Annotated in this window: 16 protein-coding genes; 10 read left to right on the top strand and 6 right to left on the bottom strand. The window is 76.0% G+C overall.

Features of this window, described 5'->3' with window-relative positions; genetic code table 11:
* Window positions 1–39: 39 nt before the first annotated feature.
* Complete coding sequence (locus LPA54_RS22560; RefSeq protein ID WP_228980630.1) at window positions 40–2,694, bottom strand: serine/threonine-protein kinase; 2,655 nt, start codon at window positions 2,692–2,694, stop codon at window positions 40–42.
* A complete protein-coding gene (locus LPA54_RS22555) occupies window positions 2,691–4,409 on the bottom strand; it encodes a serine protease (protein ID WP_228980629.1) in 1,719 nt (572 codons plus the stop codon). Before LPA54_RS22555 ends, LPA54_RS22560 begins: the two co-directional genes overlap by 4 nt.
* Window positions 4,410–4,531: 122 nt before the next feature.
* Between LPA54_RS22555 and LPA54_RS22550 the strand changes: the two genes are divergently transcribed.
* A complete protein-coding gene (locus LPA54_RS22550; protein WP_228980628.1) occupies window positions 4,532–4,852 on the top strand; it encodes a trypco2 family protein in 321 nt (106 codons plus the stop codon).
* 44 nt (window positions 4,853–4,896) lie between these two features.
* On the opposite strand, the gene LPA54_RS22545 is transcribed toward LPA54_RS22550, so the two are convergent.
* From LPA54_RS22545 to LPA54_RS22535, 3 genes are all read right to left on the bottom strand, one after another.
* Window positions 4,897–5,439, bottom strand: a complete 543-nt coding sequence (locus LPA54_RS22545) for a GNAT family N-acetyltransferase (protein WP_228980627.1) — start codon at window positions 5,437–5,439, stop codon at window positions 4,897–4,899.
* A 159-nt stretch (window positions 5,440–5,598) separates the two neighbouring features.
* Window positions 5,599–6,339, bottom strand: a complete 741-nt coding sequence (locus tag LPA54_RS22540) for a VOC family protein (RefSeq protein ID WP_228980626.1) — start codon at window positions 6,337–6,339, stop codon at window positions 5,599–5,601.
* A gap of 117 nt (window positions 6,340–6,456) precedes the next feature.
* Window positions 6,457–7,686, bottom strand: a complete 1,230-nt coding sequence (locus LPA54_RS22535) for a Ku protein (RefSeq protein WP_228980624.1) — start codon at window positions 7,684–7,686, stop codon at window positions 6,457–6,459.
* 41 nt (window positions 7,687–7,727) lie between these two features.
* On the opposite strand from LPA54_RS22535, the gene ligD reads away from it, so the two are divergent.
* The 8 genes from ligD to LPA54_RS22495 all read left to right on the top strand — a co-directional run bounded on the left by ligD (window position 7,728) and on the right by LPA54_RS22495 (window position 17,899).
* Window positions 7,728–8,618 carry a non-homologous end-joining DNA ligase gene (ligD, locus tag LPA54_RS22530; RefSeq protein ID WP_228980623.1) on the top strand — a complete coding sequence of 297 codons (891 nt, stop codon included), beginning with the start codon at window positions 7,728–7,730 and terminating at the stop codon, window positions 8,616–8,618.
* Window positions 8,615–9,601, top strand: coding sequence for an ATP-dependent DNA ligase (locus tag LPA54_RS22525; RefSeq protein WP_228980622.1), 987 nt, complete (start codon window positions 8,615–8,617; stop codon window positions 9,599–9,601). The genes ligD and LPA54_RS22525 overlap by 4 nt, the downstream gene beginning before the upstream one ends.
* Before the next feature lie 290 nt (window positions 9,602–9,891).
* Window positions 9,892–12,180, top strand: a complete 2,289-nt coding sequence (locus LPA54_RS22520) for a HEAT repeat domain-containing protein (RefSeq protein ID WP_228980620.1) — start codon at window positions 9,892–9,894, stop codon at window positions 12,178–12,180.
* The gene (locus LPA54_RS22515; RefSeq protein ID WP_228980618.1) at window positions 12,177–12,440 is read left to right on the top strand and encodes a zinc ribbon domain-containing protein; all 264 of its coding nucleotides are present in this window, start codon (window positions 12,177–12,179) and stop codon (window positions 12,438–12,440) included. Before LPA54_RS22520 ends, LPA54_RS22515 begins: the two co-directional genes overlap by 4 nt.
* A 340-nt stretch (window positions 12,441–12,780) precedes the next feature.
* Complete coding sequence (locus tag LPA54_RS22510; RefSeq protein ID WP_228980687.1) at window positions 12,781–13,602, top strand: hypothetical protein; 822 nt, start codon at window positions 12,781–12,783, stop codon at window positions 13,600–13,602.
* A 32-nt stretch (window positions 13,603–13,634) separates the two neighbouring features.
* On the top strand, window positions 13,635–14,921 hold the full coding sequence (locus tag LPA54_RS22505) for a HAMP domain-containing sensor histidine kinase (protein ID WP_228980685.1): 1,287 nt from the start codon (window positions 13,635–13,637) through the stop codon (window positions 14,919–14,921).
* Window positions 14,922–14,981: 60 nt separating this feature from the next.
* Complete coding sequence (locus LPA54_RS22500; RefSeq protein WP_228980616.1) at window positions 14,982–16,394, top strand: FtsW/RodA/SpoVE family cell cycle protein; 1,413 nt, start codon at window positions 14,982–14,984, stop codon at window positions 16,392–16,394.
* Entirely contained in the window at window positions 16,391–17,899 is a 1,509-nt protein-coding gene (locus LPA54_RS22495) for a penicillin-binding transpeptidase domain-containing protein (RefSeq protein ID WP_228980614.1), read from the top strand. The genes LPA54_RS22500 and LPA54_RS22495 overlap by 4 nt, the downstream gene beginning before the upstream one ends.
* A 108-nt stretch (window positions 17,900–18,007) precedes the next feature.
* Here the strand turns inward: LPA54_RS22495 and LPA54_RS22490 are convergent, their stop codons facing one another.
* A complete protein-coding gene (locus LPA54_RS22490) occupies window positions 18,008–19,225 on the bottom strand; it encodes a ferritin-like domain-containing protein (protein ID WP_228980612.1) in 1,218 nt (405 codons plus the stop codon).
* Window positions 19,226–19,508: 283 nt separating this feature from the next.
* On the opposite strand from LPA54_RS22490, the gene LPA54_RS22485 reads away from it, so the two are divergent.
* Window positions 19,509–20,444 carry a diiron oxygenase gene (locus LPA54_RS22485; protein WP_228980610.1) on the top strand — a complete coding sequence of 312 codons (936 nt, stop codon included), beginning with the start codon at window positions 19,509–19,511 and terminating at the stop codon, window positions 20,442–20,444.
* Window positions 20,445–20,457: the final 13 nt, after the last annotated feature.

The following is a 20,457-nucleotide window of genomic DNA, read 5'->3' as shown; positions in this document are numbered from 1 at the left end:
CGTCGCCGCCGTCACGGTGCCGTCGCCGTGTCCCCGTCGTCATGTCGCCGTCGGGGTCCTCGTCGTCGGGGTTCTCCTCCTCCGCCACCTCGTCGGTACGAGCCGCAGGCGGGGCTCCGGCAGGGCCGCGTAGGCGCGGTCCAGCAGGTCGCCGCGGGTGTCCCCGTCCTGGGCCTGGTCCGCGAGGTTCCGCAGGGAACGGGAGAGCAGGTCGCGCAGGGCCCGCTCGTCGTCCCGCGGCCCGAGCAGCTCACCCGCGGGGAACCCGGGCCCCCAGCCGCCCGGCGGACGGAACGCCAGGGCGTTCTCCCGCACCTCCGTGACGAGCCGGTCCCAGGCGCCGTCCCGCTCCCCCGCCCGGCCCAGCGCGTCGAGCCGGACGACCGCCTCGCGCAGGGTGTCCGCCGTGGGCCCCCCGTCGGGCAGGCGGCCGGCGAGCACCCGTACGGCGGCGACGCGGGCGGCGTCGTGGTGGCGGGACGTCGTGGGCACCCGGTCGAGCACGGCGAGGGCACCCTGCCGGTCACCCCGCCGCAGACGGGCGCGGACGAGTCCGAACGCCGCGCTCCCCTGGGTGCGGTCCCGCTGCCAGACGGCCTCGTAGTAGTCCTCGTGCCCGCCGGTCCCCGGCTCGTCGGCGGTGAGGTACTCGGCGCAGTGGCCGAGCGCCAGCTTGGGCGCCCACTCGCCGGGCAGGGCGGCGTACACGGCGGCGAACTCCTCCTCCGCCTCCCGCACCCGCCCCTCGGTCAGGCGGAGCAGGCCGCGGTGCCAGGAGACGCGCCAGTCGTACTCCCCCGCGCCCAGCCCCCGGGCGGTGCGCAGCCACCGGCCGGCCTCGGCGGGGTCGCCGGCGCGGGCGTACGCGCGGCACAGCCACAGCGCCGTCTCGGCGGTGGCCAAGGCCGGGTCCCGGCGGGCCTGTTCGGCGATGCGCGCGGGGCTGTCGGCGGCGAGTCCGGCGAGGAGTACGGCGGCCGGATCGCCCGGGTCCGGGATCGGGACGGGCAGGCCGCGGGCGGCCTCGCGGGGGTCGGGCGGCGCCAGGGGCAGGGGTGGCGGGGGCGGCGGATCATCGGCCGCGCTCCCCGTACCGCCGGGGACGGCCCCTGGCGCACGGCCGGGCCCGACGCCGGACGGGCCGCCGGGCGCGGGTCCGGACGCGGGTCCCGGTGTGGGATGCGGCGCGGGGTGCGGGCGGGTGGTCGGGGCGCCGCGGTCCGCCGTCCAGTGCTCCAGGGCCGGGACGGTGCCGAGCGCCGCGCCGAAGAGCACGGCGGTGGGGGTGAACCGGGTCGACCGCTCGGGGTACGGCTCGTGCCAGGTGAGCGCCTGGTGTTCGCGCAGGACCTCCCACAGCTGGCGGGACATCTCGGCCGCGGAGGTGAAGCGGGCCGCCGGGTCGGGGTGGGTCGCGCGCCGCACGAGCGCGTCGAAGGAGCGGGCGGCGAGCCCGGGGGCGGGGGCGGTGCGGGTGGCGAGGGCCTGGAGGGTCCGGCCGACGGTGTACAGGTCGGTGTCGATCCGGAAGCCGCGCTGGTCGCGCTCCCGCTTGGGCGGGGCGTAGTCGCGCGTGTAGACCAGCCCGGAGGTGCGGTCGTCGACGCGGCGGACGGCACCGAGGTCGATGACCTTGATGTCACGGCCGTAGTGGATGACGTTGTCCGGCTTCATGTCGCAGTACAGCAGGCCCTGTTCGTGGAGGTACTCCAGGGCGCCGAGGATCTTGCAGCCGTAGGTGACGACGTGGTCGATGCCGAAGGGCCGTCCGAAGACGGCGGTCAGCTCCTCTTCGGGGGCGTAGCGGATCCAGGCGAGGGAGCGGCCGGCGATGTACTCCATGACGATGTAGCCGGTGGGCTCGTCCTCGCCGGGAGCCTGGTGCTGGACGAAGGTGATGATGCGGACGATGTCGCGGTGGTGGAGCGTGGTGAGCGAGCGCCGTTCCTCGACGGCCGCGCGGCGGGCGACGGCGTCGCTGGTGTTGATCAGGCCCTTGAGGACGACGAGGTGGTCGGGGACCTCGGTGTCCTCGGCGAGGTAGACCCAGCCGAGTCCGCCCGCCGCGAGGTAGCCGAGGACGCGGTAGTGGCCGCCGACCTCGTCGCCGGGGCGCAGCCGGGGCTCGAAGGAGTAGGGCCGTCCGCACTCCGGGCAGAAGCCGTGGTCGGGGGCGGGTTCGCCGTCGTAGCCGATGCCGATGGTGCCGGCGCAGTTCTGGAAGCCGCAGCGGCGGCCGCCGGTGGGCGGGCGGGCGGTGGTGCCGGCGGCGGCGGCCGGGTCGGGCGCGGGGACGTGCGGGAGCAGGACGAGGCCGTCCCGGTCGAGGGCGGCGGCGTTCCCCCCGGGCGCGTACGGCTCCGGCCCCGGCCCCGCCTCGGTACCCGCGCCGGCCGCGGCGCCCGGACCTGCGGGGTGCGGGCCGGCCGGGTCCGGGCCGGCCGGGTCCGGGCGGGTGGCGGTCCGGCCCGGCGCGGCCCGGTCGGGGGCCGTCGGGTCCGGCACGGTGGGCGGCGTCGGCATGGTCGCCGGCGCGGTGGGCGGCGCCGCGGGCGGCCGAGGCGCGGCAGACCGTGGCGGGGTGGGCGTCGGCGCCGCGGGCGGGCGGCGGTGGCAGGTGTCGCAGAAGCCGGTGACCATCACCGCGCCGGAGCAGCCGGCGCGCGGGCAGGGCACGGGGCGGGGGCCGGTCATGCGGGCGCGGCACCTCCCCGCTCGCGTCTCTCCCGGTCACGGCCCTCGACGAGCCGCGTGTACGCCTCGACCGCCTCCTGCGCCGCCGGGACGTCGCACGGCCTGGCGTGCAGCAGCCGGTGTGCCCGGCGGTGCAGCTCGTCCACCTCCAGGTCCTCCGCCCCCTCGGTGACCCCCTGGTGCAGGGCGCGGTAGCCGTCGAGGCGGCCGACCAGCTCACCGCGGCGGCGGCGCAGGGCGTCGAGCCGGTCGGCGGCCGCGGCCAGCCGGGCGGCCAGCCGGTCGGTGAGCCGCTCGAACGCGGCGAGGTCGGGGCCGTCGGCCGTGCCGACGAGCTGCTGGGAGCAGCCGAGGATGTGCAGGGCGCCGTCCGCCCGGTACAGGGCGTCGTGGACGGCCTGCGGGTCGTCGGCCCGTACGGTCGCCATGGCGTCGCCGAGGCTCTCGGCGAGCGGCCCGGTGAGCCGGCGCAGCCGGGCGACGAGGCGGGCGCAGCGCTCCTGTTCGGGGCGGACGACGAGGTCGACCCTGGCGCGTTCGTAGCAGGCGCCGCTCTCGCGGAAGACCAGCAGGAGGCGGCTGCCGCGTGCCCTGAGGACGGCGAGGAGGTCGAGCAGGGCGGGTGGGTCGACGGCCTGGTCGACGCCGACGACGACGAGGGTCAGCGGGACGCCGCCGGCCCTGATCCGGTCGGTCGCGGGGTCGGCCGGGTGCTGCCACAGGCCCATGCGTTCGGCGATCCGCTCGGCGACGCGCTCGGCGGTGGAGTCGGTGGCGTCCAGGGCGAGGTCGTGGCCGCCGGCGGAGGGGACGGTCCCGGGCGGGTCGAGGGACGCCCGGTCGACGGAGGCGGTGGTGCGTAACTCCCGGTCGGCGAGGGTGATGGCGCGGCGCAGGGTGGCGGCCCTGGCGTGGTCGCCGGGGCGTACCAGGCTGATCTTCACCTGCTCGCCGTCGCCGCGCAGCCAGCCGGCGAGGCGCTGCGCGAACGGCTCATCGAGCGCGGGCTCGGCGGACCCGCCCGTACGGGAGCGGAGCCGGTCGTCGACGGCGGTGCGGCCCAGGGTCCGGGCGGCGACGCCGGGCAGGTGCCGGACGATGGTCTCGGCGGGGCTCATGAAGGAGAAGGAGTTGCCGTGCCGGTCGCGCATCCCGGTGAGGACGATGCCGATGACCTTGCCGGTCAGGTCGTCGACCACTCCGGCGCCGCTGCACCCGGGACTGGCCAGTTCGCCCGGGGTCTGCGGGCCCAACTGGACCTGTCCGTCGCGCCCGCAGCCGCCGATGATGGTCGCGCGGAACCAGATGCCGCCGTTGTGCTCGTACGGGAAGCCGTACATCCGCACGGTGCGGTGGGGCGCGGACAGCCGGTGGAGGGGGACCGTCTCGTGGGCGGGCCTGGGGTGTTCGAGCCGCAGCAGGGCCACGTCGCCGCTGGGGTCGCCGTCGGCGTCCCGGGTCTCCGGTACGTACGCGTCCGGGTCGGCCCAGGCGGTCACGGCGGGGACGGCGCCGCCGGGAGCGCCGACGAACTCGGCGGTCACGGGCGCCCCGGGGTCGACGACATGGGCGCAGGTGAGGACCCGATCGGGGCTCAACAGGACGCCCGCGCCCGCGATCTCGCCGTTCCCCCAGCGGATGCGGACGGCCCAGGGCGGGGTCTTCGAGGACGGGTTCGAGGAAGGATCGGTGCTGACACCCCCGGCGGCCACCATGGTGCGAAACTATACGCGCGGGGCCCTCTCCTGCCCCATACTTGACGGACGGTGACCCTCGCGACGGCGACGGCGGGGACGGTCACGGCGGGGGCGGGGACGGCGACGTACGGGGGTGCGGGATGTCGGACGGTCAGGACTTCGTGGGACTCGCCGAGGTGATCCGGCAGATCCGCGGGGAGTTGGAGAAGGCCCGCGACGAGGCTCAGGGCCGCCCCCTGGGGTTCACGGTGGAGAAGGTGAACCTGGAGTTCACCGTGCAGGTGCACCGGTCGGCAGCCGGGCGCGGCGGGCTGCGCATCGGCGTGGTCACGGCCGAGCTGGGCGGGCAGGTCGACCGCCAGACCACCCATCAGGTGCAGGTCGAGCTGGTCCCCGAGTACGAGGGCGGACGCGTCCGGGTCGCCCGGGGCGCTCCGCCGCGCCCGTCGTCCGGCTCCTGAAGGTGCCGCCGCCGGCCGATCCGGCCTGATCGACAAGACACCCCCTAGGCCCGCGCGTCCGGCTTCCAGTCCCGGGCGAGGAGCCCCAGCAGGACCTCGTCCAGGAACTCGCCCAGCACCCAGGCCGAGGAGCGCAGCACGCCCTCGCGGACGAAGCCGTTGCGCTCGGCGGAGCGGAGCATCGCGGTGTTGTCCGCCAGCGTCTCTGTCTGCAGCCGCTGGAGGCCGCGCACGACGAAGCCGTAGTGGCACAGCACGGCGACCACGTCGGTGCCGTAGCCCTTCCCGCGGGAGGCCGGGAGCAGGCCCAGACCGATGTGGGCGGAGCGGTTGTGGGTGTCGATGCCCCACAGGTTCGCCATGCCGACCAGCGTGCCGCCGTCCAGCTCCACCACGGAGAACGGGACGTGCCGCTGCTCCTTCTCGTCCACCACGAGCCGCGGGTCCTTCGTGCCGGGCGTCAGGGGCCGCCACGGCCCGCCCTCGGCCCGCGAGCCGTTGACCACGTCGTCGTAGAGTTCGGCCCGCAGGATCGGGATGTCCTCGTCGTGCCGGGCCCTGAGCCCGACCTTGTTGCCCCTGAGCATGCAGGCTTCCTATCGGACCGGGTCGGCGCGCGGCAAACGAATATGACGGGACAAGGGCCGTTCGCCAGGCTTCGGTTACGTGTCCCGCTGTCACGGCGCGCGAGCCCGGGGCGTACGGGACGGGCCGAAGCGTCGGGGCCCGGTCGTCTCGGCGGGGCGTCAGGACGGGGCGAGGACGCAGAACTCGTGGCCCTCCGGGTCGGCCAGGCACGTCCACGTCACGTCGCCCTGGCCGAGGTCGAGGTCGGTGGCGCCCAGTGCCCGCAGGCGGGCCGCCTCCGCCGCGCTGTCGTCACCGGGGCGGGGCAGCAGGTCGAGGTGGACGCGGTCCGGCACGCTCTTCGCGCCGGGCGTGCGCAGGAACTCGAGGAACGGGCCGACACCCCCGGCGGAGCGCATCACGGCACGGTCGTCGGTCACCTCGTGCAGCGTCCAGTCGATCGCCTCGCCCCAGAACCCGGCCATGGCCCGCGGGTCGGCGCAGTCGACGACCACCGCGGCGACGGGCCCGGTGTCCCGGTAGACGTCGCGGGGTTCCAGCACGCAGAACTCGTTGCCCTCCGGATCGGCGAGGACCGTCCACGGCACCGCGCCCTGGCCCACGTCGACGGGTGTCGCGCCGAGAGCCCGGAGGCGGGCGACCGACTCCGCGTGGTGGGCCGCCGAGGTGGTGGCGAGGTCGAGATGCACACGGTTCTTCGTCGCCGTCCCGGGTTGCGGGACGGGGACGACGTCGATGCCGACGAAGACCGGGTCCGGCCACACCAGGCCGCCGGCGGGCCCGACGTAGGTCGTCACGCCGGGGCTGTAGGCGCTCCAGCCGAGTGCCTCCGCCCAGAACCGGCCGACCGCCCGGCTGTCGAGGGCCTTCACGTTCACCTGGACGGGTCGCAGTGCCATGCCGGTGATCCTAGGCACCCCGCCGGGCGGCTCTCACGGAAGAGAGCCCTCCGGCGGCCCCGGGGGCACGGGACGGCACCGGTGGCCCGGGACCGGTCCTGGCCGCCCGGTGGGAGCTCAGGCGGAGCGCTTGCGGCCGGTGGTCTTCTTGGCGGCCGTCTTGCCCGACGCCTTGCCGTCCGTCCCGGCCTTCCCGCCGGCCGCCCCGGCCGTCGACCTGCCGCCCGCCTTGTCGCCCGCCTTGCCGCCCGCCTTCTCCGCCGAGGCCGACCTGGCGCTCGTCCTGGCGGTGGCCTTCTTCGCCGTGCCGCCGGTCGCCTTCCGCTCGGTGGTCTTCTTCGCCGCCGTCCGGCCCGTCCTCGCCGTCGACTTGCGCGCCGGCGGCTCCTCCGACTCCTTGGCCGTCCTCGCCGTCGACTTCCGCGCGCCGCCCTGCTTGGGCGCGGTCCGGGCCCGGGGCGGGGTCCCGCGGGCCGGCAGTTCGGTGACGGACGCCGACTCCCCGTCGTCCCCGCCCCCGTCCGACCCGGCGTCCGTGTCGGACCCCGCGTCCGCGCCCGACTCCTCGCCGCGCGCCTCGCGGGCCGCCCGCACGCTGCTCTCCAGCGCCGCCATCAGGTCGATCACCTGGGCGCCCTTCTCCGGCGGCGTCTCGCGCGGGAGGTCCACGCCGCCCTCCGCCTTGGCGGCGATCAGCTCCTCGACGGCCGACCGGTAGTCGTCGTGCAGGGTCTCGATGTCCACCTCGCCGAGGGTGTCCATCAGGGCGTCGGCCAGGTCGAGTTCGGCGTCGCGGACGGTGACGGACGTGTCCGGCGCGACGCCCTCCGGGTGGCGGATCTCGTCCGGCCACAGCAGGCCGTGCATGGCGATCACGTCGTCGACCACGCGGAGCATGCCGAGCCGTTCGCGCCCGCGCAGCGCGAACTTCGCGATGGCGACCCGGTCGCTGCGCTTGAGCGCCTCGCGCAGCAGCGTGTACGGCTTGGCGGCGGGGACGCCGTTCGCGGCGAGGTAGTAGGCGGCGTCCATCTGGAGCGGGTCGATCTGGGAGGCCGGTACGAACGCGACGATCTCGATCGTCTTCGCCGTGGGCAGCGGCAGTGAGGCCAGGTCCTCGTCGGTGATCGGGATCATGGTGCCGTCGGCCTCTTCGTACGCCTTGCCGATCTCCGCCGAGGGGACCTCCTCGCCGTCCAGCTCGCACACCTTGCGGTAGCGGATGCGGCCGCCGTCCTCGGTGTGGACCTGCCGGAAGGAGACCGACCGGTTCTCCGTCGCGTTCACCAGCTTGATGGGGATGCTGACCAGCCCGAAGGAGATCGCGCCGTTCCAGATGGATCGCACGGTTCGTCCCTTTCGTACCGGAATCGTGGGATTCTCATCCTATGACGCCGATCACGGAGGTGGAGGGGCGGCGCCTCCCGCTGAGCAACCTGGACAAGGTCATCCACCCCGCCACGGGCACCACCAAGGGCGAGCTCCTGCACTACTACGCGACCGTCGCCGAGGCGCTGCTGCCGCACCTGCGGGACCGGCCGCTGTCCTTCCTGCGCTACCCGGACGGTCCCGAAGGACAGCTCTTCTTCACCAAGAACCCGCCGCCCGGCACGCCCGACTGGGTGAGGACCGCGCCGGTCCCCCGGTCGGAGGACCCCGGCGCCCGCCAGGTGGTCGTCGAGGACCTCCCGTCGCTGATGTGGGCGGCGAACCTGGTGGTCGAGTTCCACACCCCGCAGTGGCGGGCCCGGGAGCCGGCCGTCGCCGACCGGATGGTCTTCGACCTCGACCCGGGCGCCCCGGCCACCGTCGTCGAGTGCTGCCGGGTCGCGCGGTGGCTGCGCGAGCGCCTCGCCCGGGACGGCCTGACCGCGTACGCGAAGACCTCCGGCGCCAAGGGACTGCACCTGTACGTGCCGGTCGAGCCGACCCCCTCCGAGGCGGTCTCCGCCTACGCCCGCAGGCTCGCGGTGGAGGCCGAGGCCGAGCACCCGCGGCACGTGGTGCACCGGATGGCGAAGGCGCTGCGCCCCGGCAAGGTCTTCGTCGACCACAGCCAGAACGCCGCCGCCAAGACCACCGCCGCCCCCTACACCCTGCGCGCCCGCCCCACCCCGACCGTCTCCACCCCCGTGACCTGGGAGGAGGTCGAGGCGTGCGACGAGCCGGGCGCCCTGGTCTTCCTCCTCGGCGACCTGGCGCCCCGCGTCCGGCGGTACGGCGACCTGCTGCGCCCGCTCGTCGAGCACGTGGGCGCGGGGCCGGTGCCCGAGCCGTGAGGACGCCGGTCCTCCCACCCGTCCGGGTGGCGCTCGCCCGGACGGTGGGCACCCTGCCGCGCGACCCGGGCCGACTGGCGTACGAACCGAAGTTCGACGGCCACCGGATGGTGCTGTTCCGGGGCGCGGGCGACGAGGTCGTCCTCCAGGCGCGCTCGCACCGCCTGGTCACGGCCGCCTTCCCCGACCTGGCGGCGGCGGCGCTGGCGCTGCCGGAGGGGACCGTCCTCGACGGGGAGGTCGTCGTCTGGACCGACGGCCGCACCGACTTCGCCGCCGTGCAGGGCCGGGCCGCGGCGACCCCGGGCCGGGCGCCCGCGCTGGCGAGGCGGCTGCCCGCCTCGTACGCCGCCTTCGACGTGCTGGCGGCGGACGGCGCCGACCTGCGCCCCCGCCCGTACGCCCGGCGGCGCGAGCGGCTGGTCGCCCTGCTGGCCGCGCTCGGCCCGCCGCTCCAGGCGGTGCCGATGACGACCGACCCGGACACCGCCCGCGACTGGTTCGACACGCTGCCCGGCATCGGCGTCGAGGGGCTGGTCGTCAAGCGGCTCGACGAGCCGTACAAGGGCGGTACGCGCGCGTGGCGCAAGCTGCGGCACACCGACACGCGCGACGCGGTGGTGGTCGGCTTCACCGGTCCGGCGCAGCGCCCGGCCGCCCTCGTGCTGGTCCTCCCCGACGACGACACCCCGGTCGTGTCCAGCCCGCTCCCCCCGCCCCTGCGCGCCCGCGCGGGCGCGGTGCTGCGCGCCCTCCCCGCCGGTGAGGGCGGCACGGCGACGGCGGTGGGGCTGGGCGAGGTGGCGTACCGGTCGGTGCCGCCCGCGCTGGAGGTGGAGGTCGCCCAGGGCACCACCCGCCACACGGTCACCACGGTGCTGCGCCTCAAGGAGGGGAGGGGGGACGGCGCCGGCGGCGGGCGCGGCGAGCGTGGGGGTGACGGGACCGGTGGCGACGGGGGTGGTGGCGGGGGCGGCGGGTAGGCGACGGCCGTCCGGCGGTCGCCCGCACGAGTGGCCGCCGGGTGTCGGCGCGGGGCCCCGCGGGGAGGCGGGGCGCCCTCCGCGGGGCGCCCGCCGGGCCGTCGGCGGGGGCGGCCGGGGCGGCCGCCGGGCGGAGGGCTGGCCGGGCGATAACCGGGCAGAGAACAGAGGAAAAGGGGCGTGGAGACGTGTCCGGAGCGTGTCCGAGGCGTGTCCGATTGCCGGGGCATCGCCATCCGCGGTGTGGTGCACTATTGCCCCCAAGTGCAGGGTTCACGGGGAGGGAAGGCATGTTCACGGGGATCGACGAAGTCGACTGGGCCTCGCTGGGTCATGCCTACGGCCCGGCCGACGACGTGCCCGCGCTGCTGCGCGGACTGGCGTCCGACGACCCGGCGGAGCGCGAGGCGGCGCTGGACGGGATCTACGGCTCGGTGCACCACCAGGGCGACGTGTACGACTCGACGCTGGCGTGCATCCCGTTCCTGCTGGAACTCGTGGCCTGCCCCGAGGTGCAGGACCGCGGCTGCGTGGTCGAACTGCTCGCCAGCATCGGCGGCATCGACCTGTCGGGCGACGACGAGCTGGAGGAACTCGACCCCGAGGACGAGGAGTTCGAGGACGCCGCCAACTACGCCATGGCCGCCGCCGCGGTCGCCGCGGGCGCGGACGTCTTCCTGGCGCTGGTCGGGGACGCGGACCGGGAGGTCCGCCTCGCCGTCCCGGGCGCGCTGGCCTCGCTGCACGGCGACCCCGTCCGGGTCCTCGACCTGCTGCGGGAGCGGCTGACGGTCGAGACGGACACCGAGGTGCGCCTGGCGCTGGTCGAGGCGGTCGGCCGGATCGCCCTGCGGTACGAGTCGCTGCGCGACGAGACGGCCGGCTGGCTGAGCTGGCTGTCCGGGGCGGCGCAGGACCCCGCGCTGCGGCTGGCGGCCCTGGCCCAGCTGGCCCGCTGCGCTCCCGGGCGGCTCCCGGGGGACGTCGTACCGACCGTCACCGCCCTCCTCACCGAGCTGCGGCAGGCCGGGCCCGGCCGGTGCACGGGCGCGGACGGCCCCGGGGGCGGCTGCCCCTGCGGACCGGGCGGACCGCCCGGGGCGGCCGGAGGCCCCGGCCGCACCCCACTCAACTTGCCTGCCAACGCGTTTAATTCGGCCAACTCCTGGGCCGTGCCGGGTGTACGGGACGCGTTGGGCACGTCGCACCCCGTGCACCCCGCCCAGCCGGCGGAGTCCACCGATCTGCGCCCCGCCGCGCCGACCCTCGTGGGGCAGCTGCGCGAGGAGCGCGAGGAGCAGCGGGCGGGCCGCGGCGCGGCGTGGGCGGACGACCTGCTCCGTACGCTGCACAGCGCCCTCGACGACCGGGTCGACGACCGCATCGCCCTGATCACCGCCCAATTGCGCAGCCCCGACGGCGCCCAGCGGACCGACGCCGTGTGGATGTGCGGCGGCCTCGTGCGCACCTGGCGCGGCGGGTACGACGAGGTGGTGCGGCTCGTGGGTGAGCAGCTGCACGACCCGGAGCCCCGGCTGCGGGCGGCGGCGGCGAGCTGGCTGGAGGGGCTGTTCGCGCTGGCCGGGCCCGCCACGGACGACCTGGCCGCGCGCGTCGCCGAGGACCCCGCGCCCTGGGCCACGGAGTGGATGGGCGGCCGGCCCGGCTCGGCGGGCGCCCTGCTCGCGCTGACCCGGGCCGGCGACGCCCGCGCCGTGCCGGTGCTCGCCCGCGCCCTGGAACGGCCCGAGACGGACGGCCGGCTGCTGTACGCGCTCCCCCACCTGGGCGAGGCGGGCGCCGCGCTGGTGCCGGCGCTGCGCCGGCGGCTCGGCGCGCTGCCGCTCGACGACGACCTCGGCGAGCGGTCGGCGCCACTGCTGCTGGCGCTGGCCGGGTGGAGAGCGGTGGAGGCGCTGCCGGAGGTGCTGCGCGTGCTGCGCGGGGCGCCGGCGGTCCGCCGCGAGTGGGTGCAGGAGTCGGCGCTGCGGGCGGTCGCCGCGTTCGGCCCGGCGGCCCGGGAGGCGGTCGCGGACGTACGGCCGCTGCTGGACGACCCCCGCGCGGGGACGGCGACGGCCGCCGCGCGGGCGCTGTGGGCCGTCGAGGGCGACGCCGGCGCCGTCCTGCCGCGGCTGCGGTCGCTGCTGTCGGCGCCGGACGCGCACGACCGGCGGGCGGCGGCGTGGGTGCTCGGGGCGTTCGGCGGGTCGGCCCGCGCGGCCGCGCCCGAGCTGCGCGCCTGCCTGACCGCGCGGGACGTCTGGCTGCGCGTCGACGCGGCGACGGCGCTGAGCCGGGTGACCGGGGGCCTCGGCGAGACGCTGCCGGTGCTGCTGGCCGCCTGGCGGGAGAACCGCCACACCCGGATCGACGTCGCCGAGTGCCTCGCCGAACTGGGGCCCGCGGGCCGGGCGGCGGCGGAGGCCGAGCCGCTGCTGCGCGCCGAGCTGGCCCGTACCCGGCGGCACAACGTCTCGGCTGGCGTCTCCGGCGACCACGACATCCACCAGGACGAACGGCTGCTGGAACTGTGCCGGCGGGCGCTGGGCGAGCCGGCGACGGAGGCACCCGAGTGATCGTCTTCGGTACCAAGGGGTACCTGTACCACCTGGCGACGGTGACCCTGGTGTGCGGCGGGTGCGGCACCCCGGCGGCGCACGCGGTGCGCCGCCGGGTCACGAAGTTCACGCTCTTCTTCGTGCCGCTGTTCCCCGTCTCCACCTCGTACCGGACGCAGTGCGCGTTCTGCGGCGTCGAGCGGAAGATCACCGCCGCGGAGGCGGAGCGGCTCGCCGGGAACGGCGGCGTCCGCGGAGGCAGCTCACACCCGCGGTGAGGCGGTGGCGCCCGTACCGCGGTGGCACCCGTGAGGCGGTGACGCCCGTACCGCGGTGGCACCCGTGGCGCCCTGGGGCCCGTGGCGCCCTGGCGCCCTGGCTCCGTTGCGGCGCGGGGCCGCACCCCGGGCGCCGGGGTGGCGGTACGGGTGTGGGGCGGCTGTTACACGGTCGAGGGCCCATCGCAACGCCCGCCGCCTACCGTGGGCCCCGCGCCCCGACGGCCCCCTCCGCCCCCGGCGGACGGCGGCCGTGTCGCGGACGAAATAGGGTCGGGGCAGGACCGTCGACTGGAGCACCGGAACCACCGTGACCCCGCACCGCAGCCGCCGCACCGCCGTGCGCGCCGCCACCCGCCTGCTGCCCCTCGCCGCGGCCGCCGCACTGCTCGTGCCGCTGGCGGGGTGCGGGAACGCCGGCGAGCTGCGGAGCGCGGGCGCCACCCCGACGGCCGTCGGGCCGGTACGGCTGTGGCCCGACCTGCCGCCGGTGACGGCCCCGCCGATCGACTACGGCGAGAGCGACACCCAGCGGGTCCCCGGGGTGCGGGTGTCGGACGGCGACGTCCGCGCGGTCGACCCGGTGGCGGTGGTCCGCGCCGAGGTGGACGCCCGCCCCGACCAGTACAGCGGCTCCGACGGCATCTACGAGGAGACGGCCCGCGCGATCCGCCGGTGCGGCAGCGCGCCGGAGGCCTGCCCGGTCCTCAAGCCCTACTACCGCGACCTGACCGGCGACGGCAGGGACGAGCTGATCGTCGGCATCACGATGCCCGACCAGCTGGTCGCGGTGCGCTGCTACCTGCCGGAGAACGGCGGGCTCACCCGGATCATGGCCACCGTCGAGCAGCTGGTGAGCGTGGAGCTGGCGGGCCGGGACCTGATCCTGCGGGCGGTGTCGGCGGGCATCCCCGGTTACGAGTACCGCACGGCCTGGTCGTGGGACGCGCAGCAGCGGACGATGCTGCCGACGCGCGACGAGATCGTCCGGGTGAAGCCGAACCCGCCGAAGCCCGCCGCCCCGCCGGACCCCGATCCGGAGCGGGCCGCGGAGGCCGACCCGGAAGCCGAGCGGGAGACGGCGCCGGGTCCGGCGGCCACCCCCGGGCCGACGCCGCACGCCGGCGACCCGGCGGCCGGCGACCCGGCGGCCGGCCGGTGAGCGGCGGCGTGCGCCGGGCGCGGGCCGGGCGGGTGCGGGCCGTGCCGCGGCGACCGGCGTGGACGGCGACCCTGACGTGGAAGGCCGCCGTGTTCATCACGCTCATGTGCTGCGCGCTGGCGGCGCTGCTCGGCGCGCTGGTGCACGTGTCGGTGACGCGGCAGACGGTGGACACCTCCCGGGAGAAGGCGCTGTCCCGGCTGGAGGACGTGACGCGGGCGTACGAGGCGGGCGAGCCGCTGCCGCCGTTCGCGTCCGTCGACCCGGTCGGGCTGCCGCCGTCGCTGCGGGACCTCGCGGCGCGGGGCCAGCGCGGCACGATGGTCGCCGACCACCGGGGCCGGCCCACGATGTGGGCGGCGGGCCCGGCGGACGGGCGGGCCCTGGCCGTACGCGTCGACTACTCGCTGAGCGCGCGCACCATCAGCGGCCTGGACCAGGCGATCCTCGGGTCCTCGGTGCTGGCCATCGGGGCGACCCTGCTCGTCGGCTGGTTCGCGGTGACCCGGGTGACGCGGCGGCTGCACCTCACCGCGCAGGTGGCGCGGCGGATCAGCGCCGGCGACCTGGACGCGCGCGTCAACGACCCGCGCACCAAGGACCCGACGCGGCCGCAGGACGAGGTGGCGACGGTGTCGGGGGCGCTGGACACCATGGCCTCGTCGCTCCAGGGGAAGCTGCTGAGCGAGCAGCGGTTCACCGCGGACGTGGCGCACGAGCTGCGCACCCCGCTCACTGGCCTGTCGGCGGCGGCCGAGCTGCTGCCGCCGGGCCGGCCGTCGGAGCTGGTGCGGGACCGGGTGCGGGCGATGCGGGCGCTGACGGAGGACCTGCTGGAGATCTCGCGGCTCGACACGCGCAGCGAGACGGTGGACCTCGACGTGTACGCGCTGGGTCCGCTCGCCGAGCGCGCGGTGCGGGCGGCGGGCGCGGGGGCGACGGTGCGGGTCGTGCGCGACGCCCGGGTGGAGACCGACCGGCGGCGGCTGGAGCGGGTCCTCGGCAATCTGCTGGCCAACGCCCACAAGCACGGGCGCGACCCGGTGGAGGTGGCCGTCGACGGGCCGGTGGTGACGGTCCGCGACCACGGCGAGGGGTACCCGGCGTACCTCCTGGAGCACGGGCCGCAGCGGTTCCGCACGGAGAGCGGGAGCAAGGGCCACGGACTGGGGCTGACCATCGCCCGGGGGCAGGCGGCCGTGATCGGCGCGGAGCTGGTCTTCGCGAACGCGCCGGACGGCGGCGCGGTGGCCCGGCTGACACTGCCGGAGTACACGGACTTCGACGCGGACGGCGAGGACGCGCCCGCCGGCACCTGACCGGCATGCCACAACACGACATAAGGGACATAGCACTTTTATCTTGCTACGTTGCCCTCCATGACCGCAGCGACCCCGGACCCCGCGCCGCCCGGAGTGCGTCTGCCCAAGCGCCGCGGTGTCGAGCTCTCCCTGCTGGTCTGCGCCGTGCTGTGCTCCGTCCTCGGCTACGCCGACGTCGGCCTGGCCCACAGCGGCGCCGTACCGCCCGACGTCGCCGGGTACGGCGCCGGGCTCGGGCTGCTGGCGCTGCTCGCGCACCTGGCGGTGCGGTTCACCGCCCCGTACGCCGACCCGCTCCTGCTGCCCATCGCCGTCCTGCTGAACGGGCTCGGCCTCGTCCTCATCTACCGGCTCGACCTGGAGACCCCGGCCGACCGGGCCGCGCCGACGCAGCTGGTCTGGTCGGCGCTCGGCTTCGCGCTCTTCGCGGCCGTGGTGGTGTTCCTGCGCGACCACCGGCTCCTCCAGCGGTACGCGTACGTGTCGGTGGCCGCCGCGCTCGCCCTGCTGACCGTGCCGATCCTCTTCCCCGCCGTGAACGGCGCCCGCATCTGGATCCGGGTCGGCGGACTGTCCTTCCAGCCGGGCGAGTTCGCGAAGATCCTCCTCGCCGTCTTCTTCGCCGCCTACCTCGCCGCCAACCGCACCGCGCTGACACACACCGGCCGCACCCTCGGCCGCGTGCGGCTGCCGGCCGGGCGGGTGCTCGGCCCGGTCGTGGCGATCTGGCTGACCAGCGTCGGCGTGCTCGTCCTGGAACGGGACCTCGGCACGTCGCTGCTCTTCTTCGGCCTGTTCGTCATCCTGCTGTACGTCGCGACCGGCCGCACCGGGTGGATCGCCGTCGGCCTGCTGCTCGCGTGCGTCGGGGCGTTCGTGGTGGGGACGCTCGAACCGCACGTGCACGGGCGGGTGGAGGACTGGCTGCACCCCTTCGCCTCCATCGAGGCGGGCCGCGGGCCCGGCCAGCTCGCGCAGTCGCTCTTCGCGTTCGCCGCGGGCGGGATGTTCGGCGCGGGCCTCGGCCTCGGGCACTCGGCGCTCATCGGCTTCGCCGCCAAGTCCGACTTCATCCTCGCCACCGCGGGCGAGGAGCTGGGGTACGTCGGCCTGACCGCGCTCTTCCTGCTGTACACGCTGCTCGTCGCCCGCGGCTACCGCTGGGGGCTGGCGCTGCGCGACCCGTTCGGGCGGCTGCTGGCGATCGGGCTGGCGTCCATCCTGGCGCTCCAGGTGTTCGTCATCGCGGGGGGCGTGACGGGGCTGATCCCGCTGACGGGGATGGCGATGCCGTTCCTCGCGCAGGGCGGCTCCTCCGTCGTCACCAACTGGATCATGGTGGCGCTGCTCATCCGCGTCAGCGACTCCGCCCGCGCCCCCGGCGCCGCCCCGGCCGGCGCCGCGGCGGGCGGCGGGGGCGGTACCGCCGGGGCCGCGCCGCCGCCCGTACAACCGGAGGACGCCCGGTGACCCTCCCCCGCGACCTCGACCTGGCCCGCCCCGGCAGCACCCGCACCGTGCGGCGGGCCGCCGCGCTGTGCCTGCTGCTGCTGGTGGCGCTGCTGGCGAACGCCGCCCGCGTCCAGGTCCTCCAGGCCGACCGGCTGGACGACGACCCGGCGAACCGGCGCACCGTGCTGTCCCGGTACGCCGCACCGCGCGGCGACATCCTCGTCGACGGGCGGCCGGTCACCGGCTCCAAGGACACCGGCCAGCTGCTGCGCTACGAACGCACCTACACCGACGGGCCGCTGTACGCCCCCGTCACCGGCTACGCCTCGCAGACGTACGGCACCACGCTGGTCGAGCACGCCGAGGACGCCGTCCTCTCCGGCACCAGCCCGCGCCTCTCCCCGCTCCCCCTGTGGAGCGACATCAGCCGCGAGCGCCCGCCCGGCGGCCACGTGTCCACCACCATCGTCGGCGCGCTCCAGCAGGCCGCGTTCCGGGGCCTGTCGGGGCGGCGCGGCGCGGTCGTCGCCCTGGAGCCGTCCAGCGGCCGCGTCCTGGCCCTGGTGTCGAGCCCGTCGTACGACCCCGGCCGGCTCTCCGGCACCGGCAGCGAGGTCGCCACCGCGTGGGCGCGGCTCAACACCGCGCCGAGCCGGCCGATGCTCAACCGGGCGCTGCGGCAGACGTACCCGCCCGGCTCCACCTTCAAGATCGTCACGGCGGCGGCGGCCCTGGACGCCGGGGTCGTCACGGACGTCGACGCCCCGACCGGCACCCCCGACCCGTACGTGCTCCCCGGCACCCGCACGGTGCTGCCGAACGACGCCACCGGCTGCGGCGACGCCTCCCTCGCGTACGCCATCCGCTGGTCGTGCAACACGGTGATGGCGCGGCTCGGGGTGCGGGTCGGGCAGCCGGGCATGCTGGCGGCGGTCCGCAGGTTCGGCTTCAACGACGGGGGCCTGCGCGTGCCGTCCCGGGTGGCCCGCTCCAACTTCGACTCCGGCATGACCCCCGACCAGCTGGCCCTGTCCGCCATCGGCCAGTACGACACGACGGCGACGCCGCTGCAGATGGCGATGGTCGCGGCGGCGGTCGCCAACGGCGGCGAGCTGGCCCACCCGCACCTGGTGGAGTCGACGACGACGGCAGGCGGCGGGCTCGTCGGGCGGACGCCGCACCGCACCTACGCGCGCGCCATGGAGCCGGCCACGGCGCGGGTGCTGCGGCAGCTGATGGTGGACGTGGTCGAGCGCGGCTCGGGCAGCAACGCCGCCATCGAGGGCGCGGAGGTCGGCGGCAAGACGGGCACCGCCCAGCACGGCGTGGGCAACCTGGGCACGCCGTACGCCTGGTTCATCGGCTGGGCGCGGGCCGACGGCGCGGCCCGGCCGGCGGTGGCGGTGGCGGTCGTCGTGGAGGACGCGTCGGCCCGGCGGGAGGACATCAGCGGGGGCGGCAGCGCGGCGCCCATCGCCCGGACGGTGATGGAGGCGGCGCTGGCGTCCGCCGCCCGCGACTGACCGGGCGGGCGGCGGCGCCCGTCCCCGCGGCGGGCGCGGGCGGCGACGCGTCCGGGGCCGGGCGCGGGCGGCGACGTCTCGGGGCGGGCGCGGGCGGCGTCCCCCGGCTCACTCCCGCGGGCCGGCACCCCGGGCGGTCGCGCCCGCCCCGTCGGCGCCCTCCGCGAGGACGCCTCCCGCCAGGACGCTTCCGGCGAGGGCGCGCTCCGCCGTGCCGCCCTCCGCCTCCGCGCCGTCCGCCACGGCCTGCGCGACCTCGGCGACCCGCTCGGCCTCCTCCGCCGCGAACCGTTCGGCGTCGAGCCGCTCCGCGATCTCCTCGTCCTCCGCCATCAGCCGGTCGAGGTTGGTGTCGCCGAGCTCGAAGACGCCCATGTCCAGGTACGCCCTCTGCAGCCGCTCGCCCCACAGGCCGATGTCCTTCACGCACGGCACGATCCGGCTGAACAGCAGCTTGCGGAAGAGCTGGAGGAACTCCGACCGCTCCGACATCTCCTCGGCCTCCCGCTTGGGGATGCCGAAGTTCTCCAGCACCTCCACGCCGCGCAGCCGGTCGCGCATGAGGTAGCAGCCCTCGATGACGAAGTCCTCGCGCTCGCGCCGCTCCGCGTCGGTGAGCTGCCGGTAGTAGTCGCGCAGCGCCATCCGGCCGAAGGCCACGTGGCGGGCCTCGTCCTGCATGACGTAGGCCAGGATCTGCTTGGGCAGCGGCTTCTTCGTCGTGTCGCGGATCATTCCGAACGCGGCGAGCGCGAGCCCCTCGATGAGGACCTGCATCCCGAGATAGGGCATGTCCCAGCGGGAGTCGCGCAGGGTGTCGCCGAGCAGCGACTTGAGGTTGTCGTTGATCGGGTACAGCATCCCGATCTTCTCGTGGAGGAAGCGGCCGTACACCTCGGCGTGGCGGGCCTCGTCCATCGCCTGGGTGGCGGAGTACAGCTTGGCGTCCAGGTCGGGGACCGCCTCGATGATCCGGGCCGCGCACACCATGGCGCCCTGCTCGCCGTGGAGGAACTGGCTGAACTGCCACGCCGCGTAGTGGCGGCGCAGGTCGCCGCGGTCCTTCTCGGTCATCCGCGACCAGTGGCGGGTGCCGTGGACCGTCATCGCCTCGTCGGGCGTGCCGAGCGGGTCGTACGGGTCGACCTCCAGCTCCCAGTCGATGCGGCGGGTGCTGTCCCACTGCTTGTCCTTGCCCTTCTGGTAGAGGGCGAGGAGGCGGGCGCGCCCCTCGTCGTACTCCCAGGAGAAGCGGGCGGCGCCGGAGGCGGGGATCTGCCAGACGGGGGACCCCGGGTCGTTGGCGTACAGGTCGTGCGTCGACACAGGCGGCTCCTTCGCGTCGGCCCCGGGGTGCGGGCTGCGGGCGGGGTGCGGATGCGGTGCGGGTTCGGGGCGATGCGGGTTCGGGGCGGGTGCGGCTCGGGCGGTGCGGGTGCGGTGCGGGTGCCGGGCCGGGGCCCGGGTTCGGATGGTGCCAAGGGCAGCGTCCATCTTGCTAGACGTCGGGTCAACAAGTCTCGCCGGGGGGATTGACGGGCTTGCTGACAGGCAGTCTCATAAGGGTGCGACCGCAGAACCCGAAGCCGACTGCGAGGTGGCCGAGACCATGACGACCGTGTCCGAACCCGATCTGCGCCTGCTGCGCGACGCGCTGGGCCCGCTGCGGGACCGCGAGCAGGTCGCCGCGCGGCTGCTGGAGTCCTCCGCCAAGCACTCCTTCGACCCCGACACCGAACTCGACTGGGACGCGCCCTTCGAGGACGGCAAGTGGTTCTGGCCGCCGGAGCTGGTCTCCCTCTACGACACCCCGCTGTGGCGGCGGATGCCGGAGGAGCAGCGGATGGACCTCGCCCGCCACGAGGCGGCGTCCCTCGCGTCCCTGGGGATCTGGTTCGAGATCATCCTCATGCAGCTGCTCGTGCGGCACATCTACGACAAGTCCGTGACCAGCAACCACGTCCGCTACGCGCTCACCGAGATAGCGGACGAGTGCCGCCACTCGATGATGTTCGCCCGGCTCATCCAGAAGGGTGAGGCCCCGGCGTACCCGGTGCCGCGCGTCTACCACAACATGGCGCGCGTGCTGAAGACGGTCTCGACGACCCCGGGGTCGTTCGCGGCGACGCTGCTCGGCGAGGAGATCCTCGACTGGATGCAGCGCCTGACCTTCCCCGACGAGCGCGTCCAGCCGCTGGTGCGCGGCGTGACCCGCATCCACGTCGTCGAGGAGGCCCGCCACGTCCGATACGCCCGCGAGGAGCTGCGCCGCCAGATGGTCACGGCGCCCCGCTGGGAGCAGGAGTTCACCCGCGTCAGCTGCGGCGAGGCCGCCCGGGTCTTCTCCGTCTGCTTCGTCAACCCGCAGGTCTACGAGAACGTCGGCCTCGACCGCCGCGAGGCCGTCGCCCAGGTCAGGGCGAGCGGCCACCGCCGCGAGGTCATGCAGTCCGGCGCCCGCCGCCTGACCGACTTCCTCGACGACATCGGCGTGCTCCGCGGCGTCGGGCGGCGGCTATGGCAGAGCTCCGGACTCCTCGCGTGAGCGCGGCGGGCGG

The sequence above is a fragment of the Streptomyces sp. DH12 genome, from assembly GCF_020873895.1.
Taxonomy (GTDB): Bacteria; Actinomycetota; Actinomycetes; order Streptomycetales; family Streptomycetaceae; genus Streptomyces.
The sequence above is the reverse complement of the archived record's forward strand: the minus strand, read 5'-3'. Positions and strand labels throughout refer to the sequence as shown.